The 23,550-nt window shown below is 61.2% G+C and carries 19 protein-coding genes; 9 read left to right on the forward strand and 10 right to left on the reverse strand.

All coding sequences use genetic code 11. The features are described from left to right. Window positions 1–33 precede the first annotated feature (33 nt). The 4 genes from AC0Z8Z_RS10150 (at window position 34) to AC0Z8Z_RS10165 (ending at window position 6,163) form a co-directional block, all read left to right on the forward strand. The gene (locus tag AC0Z8Z_RS10150) at window positions 34–1,272 is read left to right on the forward strand and encodes an exonuclease SbcCD subunit D C-terminal domain-containing protein (protein ID WP_485619010.1); all 1,239 of its coding nucleotides are present in this window, start codon (window positions 34–36) and stop codon (window positions 1,270–1,272) included. Continuing rightward, window positions 1,269–4,916 carry an AAA family ATPase gene (locus AC0Z8Z_RS10155; RefSeq protein WP_485619011.1) on the forward strand — a complete coding sequence of 1,216 codons (3,648 nt, stop codon included), beginning with the start codon at window positions 1,269–1,271 and terminating at the stop codon, window positions 4,914–4,916. The genes AC0Z8Z_RS10150 and AC0Z8Z_RS10155 overlap by 4 nt, the downstream gene beginning before the upstream one ends. A gap of 105 nt (window positions 4,917–5,021) precedes the next feature. Further along, a complete protein-coding gene (locus AC0Z8Z_RS10160; RefSeq protein WP_074892129.1) occupies window positions 5,022–5,531 on the forward strand; it encodes a peptidylprolyl isomerase in 510 nt (169 codons plus the stop codon). A 2-nt stretch (window positions 5,532–5,533) separates the two neighbouring features. Next, window positions 5,534–6,163: a glutathione S-transferase gene (locus AC0Z8Z_RS10165; protein ID WP_485619013.1), complete on the forward strand. Its 630-nt coding sequence runs from the start codon at window positions 5,534–5,536 to the stop codon at window positions 6,161–6,163. 35 nt (window positions 6,164–6,198) lie between these two features. Here the strand turns inward: AC0Z8Z_RS10165 and AC0Z8Z_RS10170 are convergent, their stop codons facing one another. The 8 genes from AC0Z8Z_RS10170 to AC0Z8Z_RS10205 all read right to left on the reverse strand — a co-directional run bounded on the left by AC0Z8Z_RS10170 (window position 6,199) and on the right by AC0Z8Z_RS10205 (window position 13,277). Continuing rightward, window positions 6,199–6,429 carry a hypothetical protein gene (locus AC0Z8Z_RS10170; RefSeq protein ID WP_485619014.1) on the reverse strand — a complete coding sequence of 77 codons (231 nt, stop codon included), beginning with the start codon at window positions 6,427–6,429 and terminating at the stop codon, window positions 6,199–6,201. Then, complete coding sequence (locus AC0Z8Z_RS10175; protein WP_122537578.1) at window positions 6,426–6,617, reverse strand: hypothetical protein; 192 nt, start codon at window positions 6,615–6,617, stop codon at window positions 6,426–6,428. The genes AC0Z8Z_RS10170 and AC0Z8Z_RS10175 overlap by 4 nt, the downstream gene beginning before the upstream one ends. Window positions 6,618–7,184: 567 nt before the next feature. Next, entirely contained in the window at window positions 7,185–7,367 is a 183-nt protein-coding gene (locus AC0Z8Z_RS10180; RefSeq protein WP_065986171.1) for a hypothetical protein, read from the reverse strand. Between the two features lie 183 nt (window positions 7,368–7,550). After that, a complete protein-coding gene (locus tag AC0Z8Z_RS10185) occupies window positions 7,551–8,720 on the reverse strand; it encodes a lactonase family protein (protein WP_485619015.1) in 1,170 nt (389 codons plus the stop codon). 269 nt (window positions 8,721–8,989) lie between these two features. Then, window positions 8,990–9,289 (reverse strand): DUF5629 family protein, encoded by a 300-nt coding sequence (locus AC0Z8Z_RS10190; protein WP_485619016.1) that lies wholly within the window; start codon window positions 9,287–9,289, stop codon window positions 8,990–8,992. Between the two features lie 83 nt (window positions 9,290–9,372). Next, window positions 9,373–10,698 (reverse strand): MFS transporter, encoded by a 1,326-nt coding sequence (locus tag AC0Z8Z_RS10195; RefSeq protein ID WP_485619017.1) that lies wholly within the window; start codon window positions 10,696–10,698, stop codon window positions 9,373–9,375. 218 nt (window positions 10,699–10,916) lie between these two features. Further along, window positions 10,917–11,909: an AraD1 family protein gene (gene araD1, locus AC0Z8Z_RS10200; RefSeq protein ID WP_485619018.1), complete on the reverse strand. Its 993-nt coding sequence runs from the start codon at window positions 11,907–11,909 to the stop codon at window positions 10,917–10,919. 51 nt (window positions 11,910–11,960) lie between these two features. Beyond that, window positions 11,961–13,277, reverse strand: a complete 1,317-nt coding sequence (locus tag AC0Z8Z_RS10205) for an MFS transporter (protein WP_122537573.1) — start codon at window positions 13,275–13,277, stop codon at window positions 11,961–11,963. A gap of 230 nt (window positions 13,278–13,507) precedes the next feature. Here AC0Z8Z_RS10205 and AC0Z8Z_RS10210 point away from each other — a divergent pair, with 230 nt between their 5' ends. After that, on the forward strand, window positions 13,508–15,250 hold the full coding sequence (locus tag AC0Z8Z_RS10210) for an IlvD/Edd family dehydratase (RefSeq protein WP_485619019.1): 1,743 nt from the start codon (window positions 13,508–13,510) through the stop codon (window positions 15,248–15,250). Window positions 15,251–15,595: 345 nt separating this feature from the next. Beyond that, window positions 15,596–16,318 (forward strand): FadR/GntR family transcriptional regulator, encoded by a 723-nt coding sequence (locus tag AC0Z8Z_RS10215; RefSeq protein WP_172611263.1) that lies wholly within the window; start codon window positions 15,596–15,598, stop codon window positions 16,316–16,318. Between the two features lie 162 nt (window positions 16,319–16,480). Here the strand turns inward: AC0Z8Z_RS10215 and AC0Z8Z_RS10220 are convergent, their stop codons facing one another. Both AC0Z8Z_RS10220 and AC0Z8Z_RS10225 read right to left on the reverse strand, forming a co-directional pair. Next, complete coding sequence (locus AC0Z8Z_RS10220; protein WP_172611262.1) at window positions 16,481–17,173, reverse strand: sensor histidine kinase; 693 nt, start codon at window positions 17,171–17,173, stop codon at window positions 16,481–16,483. After that, the gene (locus AC0Z8Z_RS10225; RefSeq protein ID WP_122537569.1) at window positions 17,170–18,774 is read right to left on the reverse strand and encodes a response regulator; all 1,605 of its coding nucleotides are present in this window, start codon (window positions 18,772–18,774) and stop codon (window positions 17,170–17,172) included. The genes AC0Z8Z_RS10220 and AC0Z8Z_RS10225 overlap by 4 nt, the downstream gene beginning before the upstream one ends. 309 nt (window positions 18,775–19,083) lie before the next feature. Here AC0Z8Z_RS10225 and AC0Z8Z_RS10230 point away from each other — a divergent pair, with 309 nt between their 5' ends. The 3 genes from AC0Z8Z_RS10230 to AC0Z8Z_RS10240 all read left to right on the forward strand — a co-directional run bounded on the left by AC0Z8Z_RS10230 (window position 19,084) and on the right by AC0Z8Z_RS10240 (window position 23,545). Further along, the gene (locus AC0Z8Z_RS10230) at window positions 19,084–20,724 is read left to right on the forward strand and encodes a methyl-accepting chemotaxis protein (RefSeq protein ID WP_485619020.1); all 1,641 of its coding nucleotides are present in this window, start codon (window positions 19,084–19,086) and stop codon (window positions 20,722–20,724) included. Between the two features lie 378 nt (window positions 20,725–21,102). Beyond that, the gene (gene mqo, locus AC0Z8Z_RS10235) at window positions 21,103–22,743 is read left to right on the forward strand and encodes a malate dehydrogenase (quinone) (protein WP_122537567.1); all 1,641 of its coding nucleotides are present in this window, start codon (window positions 21,103–21,105) and stop codon (window positions 22,741–22,743) included. A gap of 205 nt (window positions 22,744–22,948) precedes the next feature. After that, window positions 22,949–23,545 (forward strand): chemotaxis protein CheB, encoded by a 597-nt coding sequence (locus AC0Z8Z_RS10240; protein WP_485619021.1) that lies wholly within the window; start codon window positions 22,949–22,951, stop codon window positions 23,543–23,545. Window positions 23,546–23,550: the final 5 nt, after the last annotated feature.

Raw genomic sequence — 23,550 nt, forward strand, 5'->3', positions numbered from 1 at the left:
AAAATGCGCTGATTGTTAAACCAAGGTACCCCCATGCGTCTGTTCCACACCTCCGACTGGCACCTCGGCCAGAACCTTCATGGTCAGGAGCGAGATTTCGAACATGCCAGTTTTCTGACCTGGCTCCTGGCCCGTCTGGCCGAGCGCAAACCGGATGTCCTGCTGATCGCCGGTGACATCTTTGACACGGTCAATCCGCCGGTTAAATCCCAGGAGCGCCTGTACGACTTCATCGTCAGCGCCCACGAGCAGAACCCGCAGCTGACCATCGTCATGATCGCCGGCAACCACGACTCCGGCTCGCGCATCGAGTTGCCCGCGCCGCTGATGCGACGTCTGCGCACCCACGCCCTGGGCCGGGTGCTGTGGCTCGACGATGGCGTGCTCGATGTCGATCGCCTTTTGCTGCCGCTGAGCAACGCCAAGGGCAAAATCGTCGGCTGGTGCCTGGCGCTGCCCTTCCTGCGGCCGGCCGAAGTGACCGGCGCGGCGTTGGGCGACAACTATTTGCGTGGCATCGGTCAGGTCCATGAAATGCTCATCGCCGCCGCCAATCAGCGGCGCAAGAAAGGCCAGGCGCTGATCGCCATCAGCCACGCGCACATGGCCGGCGGCTCGGTGTCGGAAGACTCCGAACGCAGCCTGATCATCGGCAACGCCGAAGCCCTGCCCGCGAGCCTGTTCGGCGACAGCATCACCTACGTCGCGCTGGGTCACCTGCACAAGCCCCAGCGGATTAACGGCGAAGACCGCATTCGCTACAGCGGCTCGCCCATTCCCCTGTCGTTTTCGGAAATCGGCTACCAGCATCAGATCCTCGAAATCGAGTGCGACGGCGACACACTGGTCAGCGTCAAACCGCTGCTGATCCCCCGCGCGGTGAACCTGCAACGGGTCGGCCCGGCGCCACTGGCCGAGCTGTTGCTGCAACTGCGGGATCTCCCGGACATCGATTTGCTGGCCGACGTCGACCGTCAACCATGGCTCGAAGTCCGCGTGCGCCTGGACGAACCTCAGCCGGATCTGCGCAACCAGATTGAGGCCGCGCTGGAAGGCAAGGCCGTGCGACTGGTGCGCATCGCCGCCGAATACGCCGGCAAGGGCCGCCGCGAAGACGCCAACCAGGACTTGATCGAGCTGGATCAACTGAGCCCCCAGGAACTGTTCAGCCGCGCCTGGCAGGACAGCTACGGCAGCGAGGTCGACGAACAGACGCTGCAGGACTTCGCGACCCTGCTTCAGGACGTGCAGCTGGAGAGCGAGCAGCCATGAAAATCCTCGCCATTCGCCTGAAAAACCTCGCCTCCCTGGCCGGCCCGTTCGAGCTGAATTTCACCGCCGAGCCCCTCGCCAGCGCCGGCCTGTTCGCCATCACCGGCCCCACCGGCGCGGGCAAAAGCACGTTGCTGGACGCCCTGTGCCTGGCGCTGTTCGGCGCGATTCCCCGGCTGAACAACATCGGCCAGTCCCGCGTGCCGGAGATCGATGGCGACATCAGCACCAACGACCCGCGCAACCTGCTGCGTCGCGGCACCGGCAGCGGTTACGCCGAGGTGGATTTCGTCGGCATCGACAAGCGTCGTTATCGCGCGCGCTGGGAAGCCAACCGCGCCCGCGACAACGCCACGAAAAAACTGCAGGCCAGCCGCCAGACGCTGATCGATCTGGACAGCGAGCAGATTCTCAGCACGCAGAACAAGACCGAGTACAAGACCCTGCTCGAAGCACGGCTGGGGCTGAACTTCGAGCAGTTCACCCGCGCGGTGATGCTCGCGCAAAGCGAGTTCAGCGCCTTCCTCAAGGCCGACGACAAAGACCGCAGCGAACTGCTGGAGAAGCTCACCGACACGGCGATCTACAGCCAGCTGGGCCGCCGCGCCTACAGCAAAAGCAAGGAAGCCGAAGAAGCGCTGAAAACCCTTCAGGCCCAGGCCGGCACGCTGACGCCGATGGAGCCGGAGCATCGCGCCGAGCTTGAGCAGCGCTTCAACGACGCTCAGCAGCAGCTGAAACTGCAACAGGCGCACCTGCGCCAGCTGGAGCTCAAGCAACAGTGGTTCAAGGAATTGAATCGCCTGCGCGACAGCCATCAGGCGGCCAACGAACAGCTTGCCAGCGCCCAGCAGACGTGGGACGCACACAGCGCTGATCGCCAGCGGCTTGCGCTGCTGGAGCGTCTGGCGCCACAGCGGCATCTGTTCGGTCAGCGCGCCCGGCTTCACGCTCAGCTCGCGCCGCTCACCGCCGCGATTCAGGCCCATCAGCTCAAGCAAACCGGGCTTGATGGGCGCATCGCCGACCTGGACAGCAAGCGCATCAGCGCCGACGGCGCGTTGCAGCAAGCGCAGGAACAACTGCTCAATGCGCGGCCGGCCCTGAGTGAAGCGTTCGAGCAGCAGGCTCAGCTCAATCATCTGAATCAGGAGCTGCAACCGCTTGGCGAGCAGGCACGCGCCGCGCAGCAGGCCAGCACCGAGGGCCAGTCGACACTCGATCAACTCGCCGAGCAGCAGCGCCAGGTCCAAGCGCGTTTGCAGTCGATCGCCGAGCAGCTGGAACAGAGCGCGTCGCTGACCACGTTGAGTCAGTCGTGGAGCGCCTACCGGCCGCGTCTTCAGCAAACCGTGCAACTCAGCGCGCGCCTGATTCAGGGCCGCGCCGAGCTGCCGCAGCTGGAGAAAAACGCCACCCTCGCCGAGCAGACCCTGAGCAAACGCCGCAGCGCCTTGCAGGCGCTTTACGACGATGCCGAGGTCAAGGCCGACGCGGTCAGCCACGACATCGAGCGGCTGGGGCAACTGCTGCTGGACAACCGTCAGCAGCACAGCGCCAGCGACTCGCTCGAACGCCTGTGGCAGCGCCATCAGGACGTCGCCGGCCGGTTGCTGGACGTGCAAACCCGCCAGCAGCAGGCCACCGAGCGTCGCGCCCAAGGCATCGCCCAAGGCCTGAAACTCAAGGCCGAACACGAAGCCGCCGAGCAGGCGCTGAAGGTCACCGTTGAACTGCTGCAACGCCAGCGCCTGGCCCGCAGCGCCAGTGTCGAGCAACTGCGCGAGCAATTGGTCGATCAACAACCCTGCCCGGTGTGCGGCAGCGAAGAACATCCGTATCACCAGTCCGCTGCGTTGCTGGAAGCGCTGTCGGGCCATGACGATGGCGAAGAAGCACGTGCCCGGCAAATCGTCGGGCAGCTCAGCGAAAAGCTCGCCGAGCTGCGCGCCGAAGTTGCTGAGCTGAACAATCAGCTCAAGCAGTCCAAGCCGCAGCAGGACCAACTGGCCGAACAGCTGCAAACCCTGGCACCTGAGCTGGAAGCTCACCCGCTGCATCCGCGCCTGCTGGAGCAACCCGAGCACTTGCGCGGGGACTGGCTGAGCGAACGCCTGCATCAACTGGCCCAGGACATCCTCAGCGCCGAGCAGCGCCAGACCCGACTGCTTAAAGTGCAGCGGGATGCTGAGTCCCTGCAGCAGCAAGTGCTTGAGGCGCGCGAGGCCAGTCAGCAGGCCATGAAGCTGCTGGACGATCAGCAACGCCACATCGCGCTGGACAACCAGGATTTCGAAGCAGCGTTGCAGGAGTTCGAGCCCCTGCTCCCCGCCGAAAGCCTGAGCCAGTGGCGCGAGTCGGCAACCCAAAGCTTCATGCAGCTGGACAACGACATTGCCGCCCGCGTCGAGCAGCTCGATCAGCAGAAGAACGAGCAGCAGGAGCACAGCGAGCGGGCGCAAAAACTGGAGCGCGAGCAGGTTGCGCAGCAGAGTCGCGAGACAGAACATCAGAAGGTGCAGGCGCAACTCGCTGCCCGTCAGCAGCAGCAACAGACGGTGCAACAGCGCCTGGCACAGACCCTCGGCGATCATGCGTCCCCCGAGCGCTGGCAGCACGCCCTTGAACAGGCGGTCGAGCAGGCCCGTGAGGCTCAGGCCGCCATCGCCCACGAACTGCAAGCGGCGCGCAGCGAACTGATCAAGCTGACCGCCGAACTGGAGGGTGAGCAACAGCGCTTGCAGGCCCTTGAACAGGAATTGGCAGAACTCGAACGGCAGATCGCCGAGTGGCGCAGCAGCCACAGTGAGCTGGATGATGCCGCGCTTGAGGCCTTGCTGGGGATGAGCGACGACAGTGTTGGCGAGTTACGTCAGCAATTGCAGTCCAGCGAAAAGGCGCTGGAGCAAGCCAGGGTGTTGATGGAAGAACGTGCGGCGCAGTTGCAACAACATCAGGCCCAGCACAGCGACAGCGGCGATGCCGAGCAGCTACTGACCGCGTTGACCGAAGCGCAGGCGCAATCGGTGATTCAAGATCAACTGTGCGCCGACCTGCGCGCCCAAGTCAGCGAAGACAACCGCCGTCGCGACGCCAGCAGCGAGCTGCAACAGCGCATTGCCCACGCACACGCTGAATATCTGCGCTGGGCCCGGCTCAACGCGCTGATCGGCTCCGCCACCGGCGATACGTTCCGCAAGATCGCTCAGGCCTACAACCTTGATTTGCTGGTGCACCACGCCAACGCGCAGCTCAAGCAGCTGGTGCGACGCTATCGCCTGAAACGCGGCGGCAGCATGCTCGGCTTGCTGGTGATGGACACCGAGATGGGCGACGAACTGCGCTCGGTTCATTCGCTGTCGGGCGGGGAAACGTTCCTGGTGTCCCTCGCCCTGGCGCTGGGCCTGGCCTCCATGGCGTCAAGCACGCTGAAGATTGAATCGCTGTTCATCGACGAAGGCTTCGGCAGCCTCGATCCTGAATCCCTGCAACTGGCCATGGACGCCCTTGACGGGCTGCAAGCCCAGGGCCGCAAGGTCGGCGTCATCTCCCACGTGCAGGAAATGCACGAGCGCATCCCCGTGCAGATTCAGGTGCGGCGCCAGGGTAATGGCCTCAGCACCGTCGAGGTCAGCAGCGGCTAATCCGCTTTTTTAACGACGCACGGACACGCCCAATGGCGTTTCTGTGCAACCCTGTACCCCTTGCGCGGCAGTCGTCGCGCCAAACTCGAAAGAAGGTAAAACCACGTGGCAAACTCAAAAGTATTCTTCGACATCACTGCCAACGACGAGCCAATGGGCCGCATCGTCATGGAGCTGCACAACGACGTCGTTCCGAAAACCGCTGAAAACTTCCGCGCGCTGTGCACCGGCGAAAAAGGCGACGGCCTGAGCTACAAGGGTTCGTCCTTCCACCGCGTGATCCAGAACTTCATGCTGCAGGGCGGTGATTTCACCAACCACAATGGCACTGGCGGCAAGTCCATCTACGGCAACAAGTTCGAAGACGAAAACTTCACCCTCAAGCACACCGCCCCAGGTGACCTGTCGATGGCCAACGCTGGCCCGAACACCAACGGCAGCCAGTTCTTCATCACCACCATCGTCACCGAATGGCTGGACGGCAAACACGTCGTGTTCGGCAAAGTCGTGGAAGGCATGGACGTGGTCAAGGCCATCGAAGCGCTGGGTTCGCAATCCGGCCGTACCAGCAAGAAAGTCGTCATCGCCGATTGCGGCGAACTGACCGAGGCTTGAGCATGACGTCGGCGCCTCACGCTGAATCGACGGTGCCGACGCTCTACTCGTTCCGCCGCTGCCCCTACGCCATGCGCGCTCGCATGGCGCTGGGGTATTGCGGCGTACCGGTGACCACGGTAGAAGTCAGCCTCAAGGCCAAACCGGTCGAGATGCTCGAACGATCACCCAAAGGCACCGTGCCGGTTCTGGTGCTGCAACACCTGGTGCTGGAGCAGAGCCTGGACATCATGCATTGGGCCTTGGCGCAGCATGACCCGGACGATTGGTCCCTCGCACGCAACGTCGAAGGTCAGCAACAGATCGCCGACCTGATCGCGGAAAACGACAGCAGCTTCAAACAGGATCTGGATCACTACAAATACGCCGTGCGTTATCCCGAATTCACGCAGGAAGAATACCGCCAGCGGGGCGAGAGGTTTCTGCGCAGGCTGAACGAATTACTGGCTTCACGGGACTTTCTGATCACCGATCGACTGACCCTGGCCGACATCGCCATAGCGCCCTTCATACGGCAATTTTGCGCGGTGGATGCGGACTGGTTCTGGCAAAGCCCCTACCCTCACCTGCAGCGCTGGTTACAGCGTTTTCTGGCATCGGAGCTGTTCATCACGGCGATGGCCAAGCGCTGATTGCGACCGCATTGATTGCTGGCTGACCCCCTGCGCTACACCACGTCCAACTGAAAGATCGGCGAGATCATCTCGCTGTGCCGTGGCGGCGGATTGCCGGTGTTGAGCTTCTGCGAGCGCTGCATCTCGACCGCTTCCGCGACCTCGGTCTTGAACTCCATGCTGCGCGCCACACCGCCCACCGACCCTTCGCCATGGCCGAGCAATGAGCAGCCGTTGTTGATCAACGCGAAGAACACAATCACGCAGAAGTTCGCGCCTTTCACGACGCACGCCCCTGGGACTGAACAGCCGCGCGATTGAGGTCAACGGACGCTGTTTGCGTCGACATCTGTGACGGGGCATTTATTTGTGGGTTCGTGCTGATGACGGTGACCACTGCGATGAAAACAATATACAACGCGATGGCGGTATAAGCGCCGTGTTTGATTGAAGTGAGGATGGCAGTGGCCATGTTTGTTGCTCCAGGACGTGTCTGTTTCAGGCGCCCAGAATGCTTGAAGTGATAGTTATTAAAAAACGATGGCTGGCGATTCAAAACATCGATAGGGTTGATTATTCAAGAAGTTAATCAGGTTAATAGACCAACGCGTTGGTCATACTTACATCAATCCAAGTGGGAGCGAGCTTGCTCGCGAATAGGCTGGGACATTCACCCAATCTCCAGAGGCTGAAATGCAGTCTTCGCGAGCAAGCTCGTTTCCACAGGATCAGTGCCTGCTGTCGGAAACCGGGCGTCACCCCCTTGAATACAACCCACAAAAAAATCCCCATCGCTTATCCAGCAGACGGGGATCAAAGGGGAGGAATTCAGCGCTTTCGCGAACAAGCTCGCCGACACTTGATGCATGGCCTGACACGCAGTGGTCAGTGGGTCGCATCAACCTGTAGAAGACGAAGTTGCTCGCGAAAGCGTTTTCCGGTGATCAGAAACTTGCCGTTAAAATCCAGGTTCTTACAAATCCATTCCCCGGCAACGATACGTTCGTTAACGGGGAATGGATTCACTTCGAGTTTCTATTCATTGTTGAATCTTGTGATCCAGAGCGGCGTAGAAGTTGGCGCTTTGTTGCAGGTACTTCGGGGTGTAACTCTGGGTCGAGCTGACTTTCTTGTCGGTCGCTTCAACGCTCGCACTGGCAGGCAATGCAACGGTGGCGGAGATGGCGGACGCGGCGATGATGGAGAAGAGATTGAAGTTCATGGTGGGTACCTCGCTGTGGTGTGTCGTTTCAAGTCTTGACCGTCGTGGCCGTGGAATGAAAGTTACGCCCGAGGATGATTTGGAAAAAATCTTTTCTGGCACTAGCCCTTATCACCTGAATTGATACAGGCCCAGAGCCCTTGAAAATCAAGGGGTGGGCCTGCGTCAAAGCGTCACGGGGTGTCAGTGTGCGGTGAGGAAATGGAAGTCGGACGGCGAATCGAAGTCGACTTTCTGCACGGTGTCGCCCAGCAGACCGGTCTTCGGGTCAACGCGGACGGTCACGATCTGGTTGCTCTTCTGGTTGGCAATCAGCACGAAGTGGCCGCTTGGGTCGAAGGCGAATTCGCGGGGCTCCTTGCCTTCCACGGTGCGGCGCTGAATTTCCTTGAGCTGGCCGTTCGCGGCATCGATGCTGAACACCAGCAGCTCGTTCACTTCGCCACGGTTGGCAACGTAGAGGAACTTGCCATCCGGCGACGTGTGCAGGCCCCCAGCGGCACGGTTTTGCTGACCTTCCTTGTTGGCGAGGTCCACCAGTTGGGTCTGCTTGAACACGCCGTCGTGGTAGTCAAACACCGCGACCTGGGCGCTCATTTCCATGGTCAGCCAGGCGTGCTTGCCGTCTTTGCTGAAGGTCAGGTGACGCGGCCCGCTGCCCGGTGGCAGATCGACTGAAGGCACTTTCGCCGGCTTCAGCGGCTGAGGCTGTTTGGCGTCGTAGTTGAAGACAAACATCTTGTCAGCGCCCAGGTCCATGGCGATCAGGTACTTGCCGTCGGGCGTGGGAACTGCGGCGTGGACGTGGGACGAAGCCTGGCGCTCCGGGTTGACCTTGCTGGCTTCGTGAGTGGCGGTCTGCACCACCGGCGCCAGTTTGCCGTCCTTGCCGACCGGCACGACCGCCAGTACGCCACCCGGATCAGGGTGTACGGCGTAGTTGGCAACGAACAGGAAACGCCCGTCCAGGCTCAGGCTGGAATGGGTGGGCTCGTCACTTTTGGTGTCAACCTGATTGAGGAACGACACCGCGTGGGTCTTGGGGTCGATAGCGTAGCTGCTGACCTTGCCGACGACGTCTTTCTGGCCCGGGCCGTTTTCGTTGACCGCGAACATATGGCGCTGGTCCTTGGAGAGCGTCAGCCAGGACGGGTTTTCAGTCTGGATGACCTGACGCGGCTTGGCGTCGAGCTGGCCGGTCTGGGTGTTGAAGCCGAAGCGGTAAATGCCTTCGCTGGCGCCGGCGGTATACGAACCGACCAGTACGTCGTAATCAGTCATGGGTTTGGCCTGAACGGAGAGCGCGGAAAGGCTGCTGGCGAGCACTAACCACGGCAGAAGTCTGGGAGTCATTGGGGTGTTCTCTTGTTGGAGTTGTTGGCGCGCCGTGCACGCGGAATGTCACGGCTATGACAGCGTATTGCGGAAAGTAGTTGCCTGGCGGGGACAGCGTAGGCGACCCGTCAGGCTGAAACTGCGGTGTCACTTGGCTGAACACAATCTCTGTGGGGGTGAGCTTGCTCACGAAGACGGTTCATCCATTAACCATCCATGGGGTTGTGCCGCCTTCGCGAGCAAGCTCGCTCCCACACACAAGCCTTCTGCGGTGCGTCAGTACGCGATTACGCCTGTTCGCCCTCTTCATCCTCGTCACTCGCCGAGATGCCATTGAGCACGACGATGCGGTGGTCGGCGTTGCCGTCATTGATGACCCAGCTCTGCAGCGCGGCATCGAATTCGGCAGCGTCGATCTGCGCCAGCGAGAAGCGCCAGACCTTGCGTTCGCGGCCGTCCATGCTTTCGATCTGGAGCATTTCGTCGAGGGTGAACTCGAAGGCGTGCAGGCCGTCGATTTCCAGCATGCTGTGGGCGGTCAGCGCGGCCTGGAGTTCAGTGCGAAGGGATTGAGGTGTGGTGGTCATGGCAGTGGTTCGCATCAGTGAAAGCGCGAATGATAGGTGAAAAGACGCCGAGGCGCTGGCCTCGGCGTCCGATGACCGCAGGTTCAGTCCTGAACCGCTTCCTTCACGTAGTAGCGCGAAGGAATGCCCCAGACGATCAGCGCGATGGCCAGCACGCTGACGCCGAACAACGCGAACAGCGCCGGCGTCGCCGTGCCGGTGAGGTCCTTGATGCGGCCGACCATGAACGGCGCGATGATCCCGCCCAGTTGCCCCAGGGAGTTGATCAGCGCGATGCCCGCAGCGGCAGCGATGCCAGTCAGGAAGCGCGGCGGGATGGTCCAGAAAATCGGCATCCAGGCGATGATGCCGGTCATGATCATGGTCATGCCGATCACCAAGGGCACCAGTTGTCCGGGAAACAACGCACAGACCAGATAGCCCGCAGCGGTCAGCGTCGCGCAGCCCGCCATGTGCCAGCGGCGTTCGCCGTGGCGGTCGGAGCTGGCGCCGATCAGCAGATTGCCAATCACCGCGCCCACATAGGGAATCACTGTCAGCAAACCAATGTTCAGGGTGTCGGTCACGCCGGCGGTTTTGATCAACTGCGGCATCCAGAACAACAGCCCGGTCAGCGCCATGACCAGGCACAGGTAAATGCCTGACATCACGTAGGTGGTCGGGTGTTTCCAGATGTCTTTGACGGTCTGTTTGACGACGGGCTTGGCCTCTTTCGCCATCCGCGCCAGTACCACCTGTTTCTCCTGATCACTGAGCCAGGTGGCGTCTTCGATACGGTCCTTGACCAGCCAGAACACCACGCCGCCGAGCAGGATGGACGGAATGCCTTCGATCAGGAACAGCCAGCGCCAGCTGGCCAGGCCCATGACACCGTCGAAGTGGCCGAGGATCAGCCCGGCAATCGGACCGCCGACAATCCCGCACAGGCAGATGGAGCTTTTGAAGTAGGAGTTCACCCGCGCCCGACGTGAGCCGGGATACCACTGGGTGAAGAAATACAGGACGCCGGGGACGAAGCCGGCTTCCATTACGCCGATCAGAAAGCGCAGCGTGTAGAACCAGAATTCGGTCTGCACGAACATCATGCAGGCGGAGGCGATGCCCCACGAGACCATGATCCGCGCGATCCAGATCCGCGCACCGATCTTGTGCAGCAGCACATTGCTTGGGACTTCGAACAGGAAGTAACCGACGAAGAACAGGCTCGCGCCCAGGCCGTAAACGGTTTCGCTGAAGCCCAGGTCGCTGGCCATCTGCAGCTTGGCAAAGCTGATGTTGACGCGGTCCAAATAGGCAAACAGGAAACAGGCGATGAACAACGGCACGATTCGCCAGCTCACCTTGCGATAGATGCTGTCCTCAAGGGCGTCGGCATCAAGGCGTTCCAGCGGGATGGCAGTGGCGGTCATGGGTCGCACCTCGTTTTGTTTTTATGGGTGGCGTATCGAGCGCAGCAGCCTGCAACTGTAGGAGTGAGCTTGCTCGCGATAGCGAAATTCCGGTGACCCCTTTCAGTGACTGAATCACCGCATCGCGAGCAAGCTCACTCCTACAAAAATCTCTGCAACGCGGCGGATCGCCGCACATGCAGTCCTGGCCATTGAAGCGTTGTGCAGCCGGCCAGGAATCAAAGCTGCTTGATGCCGCCCGGCTGGAAAACGGCCTCGGCCGGGGCAATGCCATTGATCAACGGCGCGCCGAACTCATGTTGGCTGATCTCGAACGTGTCGCCCGGCTGAGTCTTGATGCCGTCGGCAAACGACAGCGTCGCGGTGCCGAAGAAATGCACATGCACATCACCCGGCCGCAAGAACTGGGCGTATTTGAAGTGGTGGTATTCAAGGTTTTCCAGGCTGTGGCACATGTTGGCCTCACCGCTCAGGAATTCCTTCTCCCACAGCACCTGGCCGTCACGGTGGATGCGACTGGTGCCCGCCAGATTCTGCGGCAGCTCGCCAACCCGCAGTTCCGGGCCGAAGGAGCAGGCGCGCAGTTTGGAATGGGCGAGGTACAGGTAGTTCTTGCGTTCCATGATGTGATCAGAGAATTCATTGCCGATGGCGAAACCCAGGCGGTAAGGCTTGCCATCGTGACCGATCACGTACAGGCCACTCAGCTCAGGCTCTTCGCCGGCGTCTTCGGAGAACGGCGGCTGCGGGAACGACTCACCCGGACGAATGACGATGCTGCCGTCGCCCTTGTAGAACCACTCCGGCTGCACGCCCGGCTGACCGGCTGCTGGCTTGCCGCCTTCCAGGCCCCATTTGAAGATGCGCATGGTGTCGGTCATGCCCGCTTCGTCATTGCCCTGCTGGTGCATTTTGTCCCGGGCCGAGGCGCTGCCCAGATGGGTCAGGCCCGTGCCGCTGACCAACAAGTGCGCCGGATCGGGGTGATCCAGTGGCGGCAAAATCATCAGATCGGCGCGCAGCTGCGAGTAATCGTGGTTGTCGCCCAGGCCCAGGCTGTCGACCTGTTCAGCGAGGGAGATTTTTTTGTCGATGGCCGCCAGGGCCAGATCACGGGTGCTGGTCGCGCCCTGGATTTCGCGCACCAAGGGGCCGTCCACCAGACCGACGCGACGCTGGCCGTTGCCCAGCTCGAACTGTACTAAATGCATGGGATTCTCCTGTTTGGGGTCTACACGGCCGCCCCGGAGAGCGGCCTGAGGTTAACGAGAGCCGCGCGCGCTGGCGGCGAATTTGGACTCGGGCAAGACGTGCTTGCGTTCCAGGACACGGTAGACCACGCCGGTCAGAATCAAACCGCAGATCATCACGCCCGAAAGGAAGTACAAGCCGCTGGCCAGATTGCCGGTCAGTTCTTTCAGCCAGCCGATGACGAAGGGGCCGATGTAGCCGCCCAGATTGCCCACCGAGTTGATCAACGCAATGCCCGCCGCTGCACTGGCGCCGGCGAAGAAACGACCGGGCAAGGTCCAGAACACTGCGGTGCAGGAAAACAGTGAGAACGCCACCAGCGACAGCGCCGCCAGTTGCAGCACCGGCACAGTCAGGTATGCGCTGAGAAACAAACCAATAGCGCCGATGACATATAGCACCGCCAAGTGACCATAGCGGTCATTGAGCCGGTCGGAGCTGCGCGGGACGATCAACAGGCCAACGATGCCGAAGATGTAGGGCACAGCAGAAATGAAGCCAGTGGTCAGGTCGCTGCCGCCAAACTGTTTGATCAGCGTCGGCAACCACAGGCCGAGGCCATAAATGCTCAGCGTGACGGGGAGATAGAACAGCGCCAGCAGCAGAACGCGTTTGTCTTTGAGCGCATGCAACGGGTTGCCGTGGCGGGTCTGGCCGTATTCTTCCAGGTCCTTTTTCAGCTCGCCGGCGAGCCATTGTTTCTCGACCGGATCCATCCACTTCACGTCTTTCGGGCCGTCAGGCAACCAGCGCAGGACCGGCAGGGTCAGCAGAATCGCCGGCGCGCCGATGCACAGGAACAGCCACTGCCAGCCGTGCAGACCGGCCACCCCTTCCATGCCCAGCAGACCGCCGGAAATCGGGCCGGTGATCATCATCGCGATGGGTTGGGAAAGAATGAACAGGCCGAGGATCTTGCCGCGATGGCGGACCGGAAACCATTGGGTGATGTAGTACAGAACGCCGGGGAAGAAGCCCGCTTCGGCCGCACCGAGCAGAAAGCGCATGACGTAGAAGCTGGTCGGGCCCTGGACGAACGCCATGCCCATGGTGATGGCGCCCCAGGTGAGCATGATCCGGGCGAACCAGCGCCGCGCGCCGAAGCGTTCGAGCATCAGGTTGCTGGGGATCTCCAACAGGAAATAGCCAATGAAGAACAGGCCGGCGCCCATGCCATAGGCCGCGTCGCCGATGCCCACGTCCGCGCCCATGTGCAGCTTGGCGAAGCCGACGGCGGAACGATCCACATAAGCGATCAGGTAGAGCAGGATCAGAAAGGGAATAAGTTTCAGGGTGATGCGACGAATAAGCCTGAGTTCCTGGCTCATGGATGCGGTCCTCATTGTTTTTGTTATGGAAGCCTGCGGGGATCGCCTCTGCCTTCGTGTGCGCATTGCTGCGGAAGAAGCCGGCAGGGTCGTCCCTCGGTCGAGATCGACTATATAGTATTACTATTTAAGGTTACAACTCTTCCACTCGCGACATTTTCGGCCTATTTTAGTCATCACCTGCAGCCTTTAGTCTTACAAATAAAGCCTAACAATAAGAGTGCCGATTTATGTCTGATTCCGCCAAGAAACCCGTGCTGCGCTCCGCCCAGTGGTTCGGTACCGCCGACAAGAACGGCTTCATGTACCGCAGCTGGATGAAGAACCAGGGCATCGCCGACCATCAGTTCCAGGGCAAGCCGATCATCGGCATCTGCAACACCTGGTCCGAACTCACCCCCTGCAACGCCCACTTCCGCACCATCGCCGAACACGTCAAACGCGGCGTGATCGAAGCCGGTGGTTTCCCGGTTGAATTTCCGGTTTTCTCCAACGGCGAATCGAACCTGCGGCCGACCGCCATGCTGACCCGCAACCTGGCGAGCATGGACGTTGAAGAGGCCATTCGCGGCAATCCCATCGACGGCGTGGTGCTGCTGACCGGTTGCGACAAGACCACCCCTGCCCTGTTGATGGGCGCTGCCAGCTGTGACATCCCGGCCATCGTCGTCACCGGCGGGCCGATGCTCAACGGCAAGCACAAGGGCAAAGACATCGGCGCCGGCACCATCGTCTGGCAGATGCACGAATCCTACAAAGCCGGGCAGATCAGCCTCGACGAGTTCCTTTCCGCCGAATCCGGCATGTCGCGCTCGGCCGGTACCTGCAACACCATGGGCACCGCCTCGACCATGGCGTGTATGGCCGAAGCGCTGGGCACGTCGCTGCCGCATAACGCTGCGATCCCTGCCGTCGATTCACGCCGTTACGTACTGGCGCACATGTCAGGCATGCGCGCGGTGCAGATGGTCAACGAAGACCTGCGTCTGTCGAAGATCCTGACCCGCGAAGCCTTCGAAAACGCCATTCGCGTCAACGCGGCCATCGGCGGTTCGACCAACGCGGTCATCCACCTCAAGGCCATCGCCGGTCGTATTGGCGTGGACCTGGAACTGGACGACTGGACCCGCATCGGTCGCGGCACGCCAACGCTGGTGGATTTGCAGCCCTCCGGACGCTTCCTGATGGAAGAGTTCTACTACGCCGGTGGCCTGCCTGCAGTGCTGCGTCGTCTGGGCGAGAACAACCTGATTCCCCATCCCGAGGCCTTGACCGCCAACGGCAAGACGCTCTGGGAAAACGTGCAGAACTCGCCGATTTATGGTGACGACGAAGTGATCCGCGCCATCGACAATCCGCTGGTGGCCGATGGCGGTATCTGCGTACTGCGCGGCAACCTGGCGCCGCTGGGCGCAGTGCTCAAGCCGTCCGCCGCCACCCCTGCGCTGATGAAGCACCGGGGTCGCGCCGTGGTGTTCGAGAACTTCGACATGTACAAGGCGCGCATCAACGATCCGGATCTGGACGTCGACGCCAGCAGCATTCTGGTGATGAAGAACTGCGGGCCGAAGGGTTATCCGGGCATGGCCGAAGTTGGGAACATGGGTCTGCCGGCCAAATTGCTGGCCCAGGGCGTGACCGACATGGTGCGGATTTCCGATGCACGCATGAGCGGCACGGCGTACGGCACGGTGGTGTTGCACGTGGCGCCCGAAGCGGCTGCCGGCGGTCCGCTGGCGGTGGTGCAGGAAGGTGACTTCATCGAACTGGATTGTGCAACCGGCCGCTTGCACCTGGACATCCCGGAAGCGGAACTGGCCGCGCGCCTGGCCGATTGGCAAGCGCCGCCACAGTTGTTGATCGGCGGATACCGTCAGCTGTACATCGACCACGTGATGCAGGCGGATCAGGGTTGCGACTTCGACTTCCTGGTCGGCATGCGCGGCTCGGAAGTGCCACGGCATTCGCATTGACACCTGACTGCCATTCACCGGATGAGCTGTGGGGTGACCAGCGTCAGACTCAGGCTTCGGGGCTGATCGAGGACCTGTGGGAGTGAGCTTGTTCACGAAGGCGTCAGTCCAACCGCTGCATCTCTGGCGGCGGGAAGTCAGCATTCGCGAGCAAGCTCGCTCCCACAGGATCAGTGTGGGGCTCAGGCTTGGAAACTGATCGAGGAACTGTGGGACCGCCACCCCGGTCGCTCCCACAGGTTCGGTGTTCAGCCGAACAATCTCAGGTCATTTCGAGCGGCGCGCCTCATTGTCCGCCAATGCTATGATGCGCCGCATTCACCGCTCAGGATCGCCCCGCGCACCATGGATTACCGTAAGCCCTCCGACCGTAAAAGCATGCACTCGCGCATTGTCCAGGACATCGGCATGCAGATTGTCTCGGGCCGCTTCAAGCCCGACGACAAGCTCCCCGCCGAAGCCTTGCTCTGTGAAGAATATGCGGTCAGCCGTCCGGTGCTGCGCGAAGCCACGCGGGTATTGGTCGCCAAAGGGCTGGTGTATTCCCGGCCACGGGTGGGCACGGTAGTCAAGCCGCGCCGCGAATGGCACATCCTTGATCCGGACGTGCTGCACTGGCTGATGCAAAGCTCGCCGCAGAATGAATTTTTCGCCCTGCTCACCAGCGTGCGAAGCATCATCGAACCGGCCGCCGCCGCCCTCGCCGCGCAACATGCGACCCCCGAAGACCTCACCGCCATTAGCGAAGCCTACGAGCGCATGGCTGCGGCGCCGACCGTCGAAGACGTGCTGCAACCCGACCTCGATTTCCACAGCCGCATCGCCGACGCTACACACAACGACCTACTCGCGCACTTGTGCAACATGCTGTCGCTGGCACTGCGCGAAGCGTTGAAGCATTCCAACAAACGCCCGAACCTGCACGAACTGGCATTACCTCGCCATCGCGCTATCCTCACTGCCATCGAAAACCGCGATGCACTGGGCGCCCACCACGCCACGCTGGTGCAACTGGACGATGCGCGCAACGCGCTGAATGTGGTGCTCGGAAAAGGCGTGAAGCTGTAATTGGCAGACGCTTCTGCCGTGTCCACCATCAGGCGGCTTACGCAGACACTGTGGGAGCGAGCTTGCTCGCGAAAGGGCGGCTTCCGCTGAATTTCCAAGCGATGGAATACCGTATTCGCGAGCAAGCTCGCTCCCACAGATTCGCCCACAGCGTCATTGTTGTCAGGGCAGATAAATACTGAACAACCCGCCACCCAAGGCGCCGCCGTTGGCAATTTCGATGTGGCCGGGGACGCCTTTGCGCTGATGCTGCCGGGCAATGTTCGCCGCGAAATACAAACCCAACCCCGTGCTGCCGCTGTTCTGGTTGATCCCCAGCACGTAGTCAGTCTGCTCCTCGATCATGCGCGCGGGAAAGCCCGGGCCGTCGTCGTTGATGCTGATCACCAGTTGCTCGCCGACCTGTCCTGCCGTAATCAGCACTTCGCTGCGCGCAAAGCGAATGGCGTTGATGACCACGTTGGACACCACCGAACCCACCAGCTCGCGATCAAAGAAGCCCGGCAAATCGAAAGCATCGACGGTAAAGCGGGCAGAGATGCCGCGACTGACGAGGACTTCCTGATGAAAGGCCAGCTGCGCTTCGATGAAATCATCCAGCTCGTGATAATCCGGGCGCAACGGCAGTTGGTTGACCCCCAGCTTGTACAGCCCAAGCAGCTGCACCAGCATGCCGTTCAGGTGGGCGAATTCGTAATCGATGACACCCTGATCCGGCGTACCACGACAGTTCTCGGGAAGCTGCCTGACCCATTGACCGTGGGCCTGAATCAACGAACCCAGCGAGTTCTTCATGTCATGGACAGTGGAAGCAATCACCATAGAGAAGTCGAGCCCGAGATCCTGATCTTTCATTCGCCGAAAGCCCTCAGCCGCAGTTTCTGGAAGCGCTCGAAGCGCGGGTCGGTCTCTGGCATCTTGCCGACCATCTTGAGACTGTTCTGGCATTCCGCCAGGCTCGCCGCGTCGAGGTTCTGGACGCCCATGTGCAGCAGCGACTGCGCCATGTTCAGGGCGATACTGATGTTCTTCGGTTGCAGGGCCAGGCCCTGGCGGAACAGATCCTGCGCCTCGCCGAGCTTGCCGGCGCGGTAGCAGCGAATGCCCTGGACGTTGAAGTCGATAGCCGCTTTGCCCGCACCGAGAATCTCGGGATCGTCGGTCTGCTTGGCGATGTTCTGCATGACCACCGGATCGTCGCCGTAAATCTCGGCACAGCTTTTCAGAATGCCCGCGCCGGCGTTTTCCTGGCCGAGGGCCTTGAGCTGCGACGCCACTGCCAGAGCCGCATCGGCGCTGAGAAACTGCTCCATGCCCTCAAGCCGCTCCATCGCCTGCTCGGTCAGCTTGGCGGCCATGTCCGGATCGGAAGACGCGACGCTGGTGGCTTTCATCAGACGCGCGCGCACCTGCAGGCCGGCATCGTTGCCGTTCTCTTTGGCGACTTCGGTCAGGGTCTGGTTGATCTCCACACGAGTGCGCGCATCCAGTCCGCGCTCGCCGCCACGGCTGATCAATGCCTGAGCAAAACCCAAGTTGGTTTCCGGGTCCTTGAAGCGAGAAAACTGACCTTGGGAAACGGCCTGACGATACGCTTTCGACGCACCGTCGAAATCCTCATTTTCCAGCGCCAGCTTGCCCAGCAAACGCTGACGGCGAACGGCGTAGGGCGACAAGCGCACCGCCTCTTCCAGCATCTTCTGGGCGCGCTTGTTGTCGCCGCTGGCCACCAACACATCGGCCAGCCCGTCGTACAACACTGGCATGGCGTTGAAGGCGCGAATCGCTTCTTCGTACACGGCTTGCGCTTCGGCATTGCGGCCGCGCTTGAACAGCAGCTTGCCCAATGCCGCATACGCCCAGGGTTGCGGGCGGTCCGCGAGGATCGACTTGAGAAAGGCTTCCAGCGGCTCGTGCTGGTTGAGATCACGCAGTGCGTCGGCCTTGTAGCGCAGGCACAGCGGCGCAAAACGGGGGTCCTGTTTGGTCAACGCGAGGCAGGCCGCCAGCACTTCGGTGGGGTTGCTGCGATCAAGCGCTTGCAGGATCGGTTTGAGCAGGGTCTTGCGCTGGACGATCTTCTCCAGACGCTGAGCCAGGCTTGCACGGTTGAACGGCTTGGTGAGGTACGCATCCGGCTCCCACTCCAGGGCGCTCATCACCATCGCCTGGCTGTTTTCAGCGGTGACCATGACGAACACGCTTTCGTGGCTGATCAGCCGATCGGTCATCAGGTCTTCAAGCACCTGCTGGCCGTTTTTCTTGCCATCGCCCAAATTGAAGTCGTGGAGGATGAAGTCGTAGCGCTTCTGCGCGCACATCTTCAGCGCCTCTTCGCCGGTGTCGGCAGTGTCCACTGCCCTGACGCCCAGCTCGCGCAGCATCGAGCGGACCGAACTGCGGAAGTCGGAAAAATCGTCGACGATCAGAAAGGTTTTTTGGTTCCACGCCAGCATCGAGATTCCTGTCACCGGATAAATAGTCGGCCCTGAGGCACTTGCAAGGGCGGCGGTCTCGTTCCCAACGTCCGGGCAGAGACGGCCAATAGAGTTGCGGCATGACGCCGCTTGTCCGAGTTATCGGCGGCTGCAGGGCAAAGCTTAGGCACGCCGCGCGGGAAAAGTGACGAGGCGTGCGCCGGGTTGACGGGGCATCGACGCCGAAAGAGGCTTACACGGCCGGGTAAAGTCCTTGAGCGTGCCGCCGATATCCAGTCATGCAACGCGTAGCCAACAGCAACAACCCATTCCCTTCGAGTGCACCCCATGTCCTGGCTGACCGACCTGAAATTGAAGACCAAGCTCCTTTCGGCTTTCTGCCTGTGTGCGCTGATCACTGTGGTCGTGGGCGTGCTGGGTCAGAGCGGTATCTCGCGGCTTTACGAGCTGTTTGAAAACACGGTAAGCGACAATCTGGTATCGATCGCCAAAGTCGATTCGGTGAAGGCCAACGTCATCGCCACCAACCGCGACTTTTTCAAGGCCATCGGACTGAGCGCGCTCAAGGCCAACCCGGACGACATCAACGCGGCGATCCAGTCACTGAAAGAAAATCAGGCCCAGGCCGAGACCGACTTCAAGGTCTATCGCTCAACGCCGCTTGAAGCGGATGAAAGAGCCGCAGGCGATGACTTCGAACGCGACTGGGCCGCTTACATCAGCGCCGCCCTCAATGCGCTGTCTGTGGCGCAGAGCGGCGACCTGGAGCAAGCCAGCAAACTGGCAGCCACCAGCGTGACGCCCAGCTACCGCAAGACCATGGGTGAACTGAAACTCATGATCGAATCCAACATGCGCCAGGCCAACGAACAGGCACAGGCGGGGGTTGAAACGGACAAGCAGGTCACTTGGACGCTGATCATCGGCTCGTTGATAGCAGTGGTGTGCGCCATCACGTTGGGGCTGATCGTCACGCGAATGATCACCCGGCCTATCTACCAATCGGTGGCCAGCGCCACCCGGGTGGCGGCGGGTGATTTGAGTCAGGCGATCCAGGGTGGCGGCCAGGATGAAACCGGTCAGTTGCTCAAGGCGCTGTCCAACATGCAGGGCAGCCTCAAAGGCACGGTTCAGCAGATCGCCACCGCGTCGGACCAACTGGCGTCCGCCGCTGAAGAACTGACCATGGTCACCGATGACAGCACCCGCGGGCTCATGCGTCAGAACGATGAAATCCAGCAAGCCGCCACGGCCGTCAACGAGATGACCGCTGCGGTGGAAGAAGTGGCGCGCAACGCCGCGAGCGCGTCGCAGGTGTCTGCGCAGACCTCCGAAGATGCCATCAAGGGCCAGCAACAAGTGCAACAGGCTGTCACCGCGATGAATACCATGACCGTGGAAATCACGGACTCGACCCAACGCGTCGAAGCGCTGGCCGGGCAGATCCGCGATATCACCAAAGTGCTCGACGTGATCCGCGGGATCGCCGAGCAGACCAACCTGCTGGCGCTCAATGCCGCCATCGAAGCCGCCCGCGCTGGCGAGCAGGGCCGAGGCTTTGCGGTGGTGGCGGACGAAGTACGTGCCCTCGCCCACCGCACTCAGACCTCCACCGGCGAAATCGAGTCGATGATCACCAAGGTGCGCAATGGCGCCGACGAAGCCGTACAGGCCATGGGCAAAAGTCAGGCAATCGCCGTGCACACTCAGTCGCTGGCGACCGAGGCCGGCCACGCACTGGAACGCATCAGCGAAGGCGTCAGCCAGATGAACGAACGCAACCTGGTCATCGCCAGCGCGGCGGAAGAGCAGGCGCAAGTGGCTCGCGAAGTAGACCGCAATCTGGTGAACATCCAGGACCTGTCGACGCAGACCGCGGCGGGCGCCAACCAGACCAGCGCCTCGAGTCAGGCGCTGTCGCGACTGGCCGTGTCGTTCCACGCCATGGTCGGTAAATTCACGCTTTGACCCGGCGTGCGTCTCGACGCCACGCCACCCAATCGCCACCCTGAGACAAAATGGCGTATTGACTAATTTGACACCCGATTTGTCGAAAATGACATTTCGGGTACAATCCCCGCCCGCCGCAGGGGATGGGCCTGATGACCAGGTTCTGCGGTGGATGATGTTTACTCAAGCTGCTGATTCCAATGATTGAATAAAAAGCACAGCACCGAGGGACATAGAACACGAGGTCGACCTGTTCACTGGCCTCTTGACCCTTCCTCCTCGTTTTCCGAGAGCGAAGCCTGTCTGACGTTCGCGCCGCACACTGGCGCCCGGCACTGCAGGACGTTGCGCGACGAATGCTGCAGGCGGATAACTTTCTATCTATTGGATGATTCGATGTTCAAGAAAACGAGCACCGCTCTACTGGGCCTCGCGATTTCGGCCACCTTCCTGCAAGCCCACGGCGCAGAAAGCAAAAAAGTCGATGTACTGCTGATCGGCGGCGGCATCATGAGTTCGACCCTGGGCGTCTGGCTTAATGAACTCGAGCCGAGCTGGTCGATGGAAATGGTCGAGCGTCTTGATGCGGTCGCCGAAGAAAGCTCCAACGGCTGGAACAACGCAGGCACCGGTCACTCCGGCCTCGCCGAGCTGAACTACACGCCTGAAGACAAAGACGGCAAGGTCAACATCTCCAAAGCCATCGAAATCAACGAAGCCTTCCAGGTTACCCGTCAGTTCCTGTCCTGGCAGGTCCGCCAGAGCGTCCTGAAGAACCCGCCTTCGTTCATCAACACCACACCGCACATGAGCTTCGTGTGGGGCGATGACAACATCAAGTTCCTGAAAAAGCGTTATGACGCGCTGCAAGCCAGCCCGCTGTTCCGCCCGATGCAGTATTCCGAAGACCCGGCGCAGATCGCCAAGTGGGTCCCGCTGATGATGGAAGGCCGTGATCCTTCGCAGAAGCTGGCGACCACCTGGACGCCAATTGGCACCGACGTCAACTGGGGTGAAGTGACCCGCCAGTACGTGTCGTACCTGCAGACTCGCCCGAACTTCGACTTGAAGCTGTCCAGCGAAGTCAACGACATCACCCGCAACGACGACGGCTCGTGGCACGTCGAATACAAGAACCTGAAAGACGGCACTACCACCGGTACCGACGCCAAGTTCCTGTTCATCGGTGCAGGCGGCGGCGCGTTGAAGCTGTTGCAGAAATCCGGCATTCCCGAAGCCCAGGAGTACGCAGGCTTCCCGGTTGGCGGTTCGTTCCTGGTGACCGAGAACCCGACCGTTGCCATGCAGCACATGGCCAAGGCCTACGGCATCGCCTCCACCGGCGCGCCGCCCATGTCGGTTCCGCACCTAGACACCCGCGTGCTCGACGGCAAGCGCGTGATTCTGTTTGGCCCGTTCGCCACCTTCTCCACCAAGTTCCTGAAAGAAGGTTCGTACTTCGACCTGTTCAGCAGCATGACCACCCACAACTTTTGGCCGATGACCAAAGTGGGCATCGAGCAGTACCCGCTGGTCGAGTACCTCGCCGGTCAGTTGATGCTGTCTGACGACGACCGCTTCAAGGCGTTGCAGGAATACTTCCCGCACGCCAAGAAAGAAGACTGGCGCCTGTGGCAAGCCGGTCAGCGCGTGCAGATCATCAAGCGTGATGCGGACAAGGGCGGCGTGCTGAAACTGGGCACCGAAGTCGTTTCCTCCCAGGACGGCACCATCGCTGCCCTGCTGGGCGCATCGCCAGGCGCGTCGACCGCTGCACCGATCATGCTGAACGTCCTGGAAAAGCTCTTCAAAACCCAGGTCGCGACGCCTGAGTGGCAAGCGAAGATTCATCAGATCGTGCCGAGCTATGGCACCAAGCTGAATGAATCGCCAGCCGCCGTTCAGCAGGAGTGGAACTACACCGCCGAAGTGCTGCAACTGGGCAAGCCGCCTGTGCTCGATCAGAGCGTCGGCACCAGCACTGCTGCGCCGGGCAAGCCTGCTGAAAGCAAGCCCGCCAGCGACATGGCGCTGTAAGCACGCCTGACCGCTTGCATCGATTCCGCTGCAGCCGTTCACGAAAGCCACGAGACTCCGCGTCTCGTGGCTTTTTTATTGCCTGTTGACCCGCCCAAGGGCCGTGCGAATTGCCTGAAGAGCGTCGGCAACCGCTGATGAGGTGAAAGTGAACGGCAAGCGCTTGCGTCGGGTCCATCCTGTAGAACCAGTCAGGGAGAAAGGTATGGACGCCACAAATACACAAGTGCTGAGGGACGTCGTGGTCATCGCAGGTTCACGAGGCGCGACCGAAGCCCTGCGGCACCTGCTCGCCAAGCTGCCAGCGGATTTCCCCGCTGCAGTGCTCATCGTGATTCACACGCTCCCCTCAGGTCCGGACTACATGGCCTCAGTGCTCGGTCGCTACTCGACGCTGCCTGTAGGCTATGGTGAGGAAGGCGAGCCGGTGCTGCCTGGCCGTGTGTACCTCGCCCCTCCTGACCGGCATCTGGAAATCGTCTCCCCCGGGATCATTCATCTCGACGACGGACCCAAGCTGCACCTCGCACGTCCTGCCGCCGATCGCCTGTTCACCACTGCTGCCGAGGTTTTTAGCGAGCGAGTGATCAGCCTGGTGCTGTCAGGCGGCGACTCCGATGGTGCGGAGGGTGCGGTAGCGGTCAAGAACGCCGGCGGGTTGAGTTTTGTCCAGCGCCCCGAGGAGGCGCCGGTGCCCAGCATGCCGATCGAGACGATGCGAAAAACCATATCGAGCCCTCAACTGAGTGCGGAAGAAATGGCAGACGCGCTGATCAAAGCGGTCGGCAGCGTCCATAGCTGACTTAT

It is taken from the genome of Pseudomonas sp. 1L-C-7-B-C1 (genome assembly GCF_057291635.1).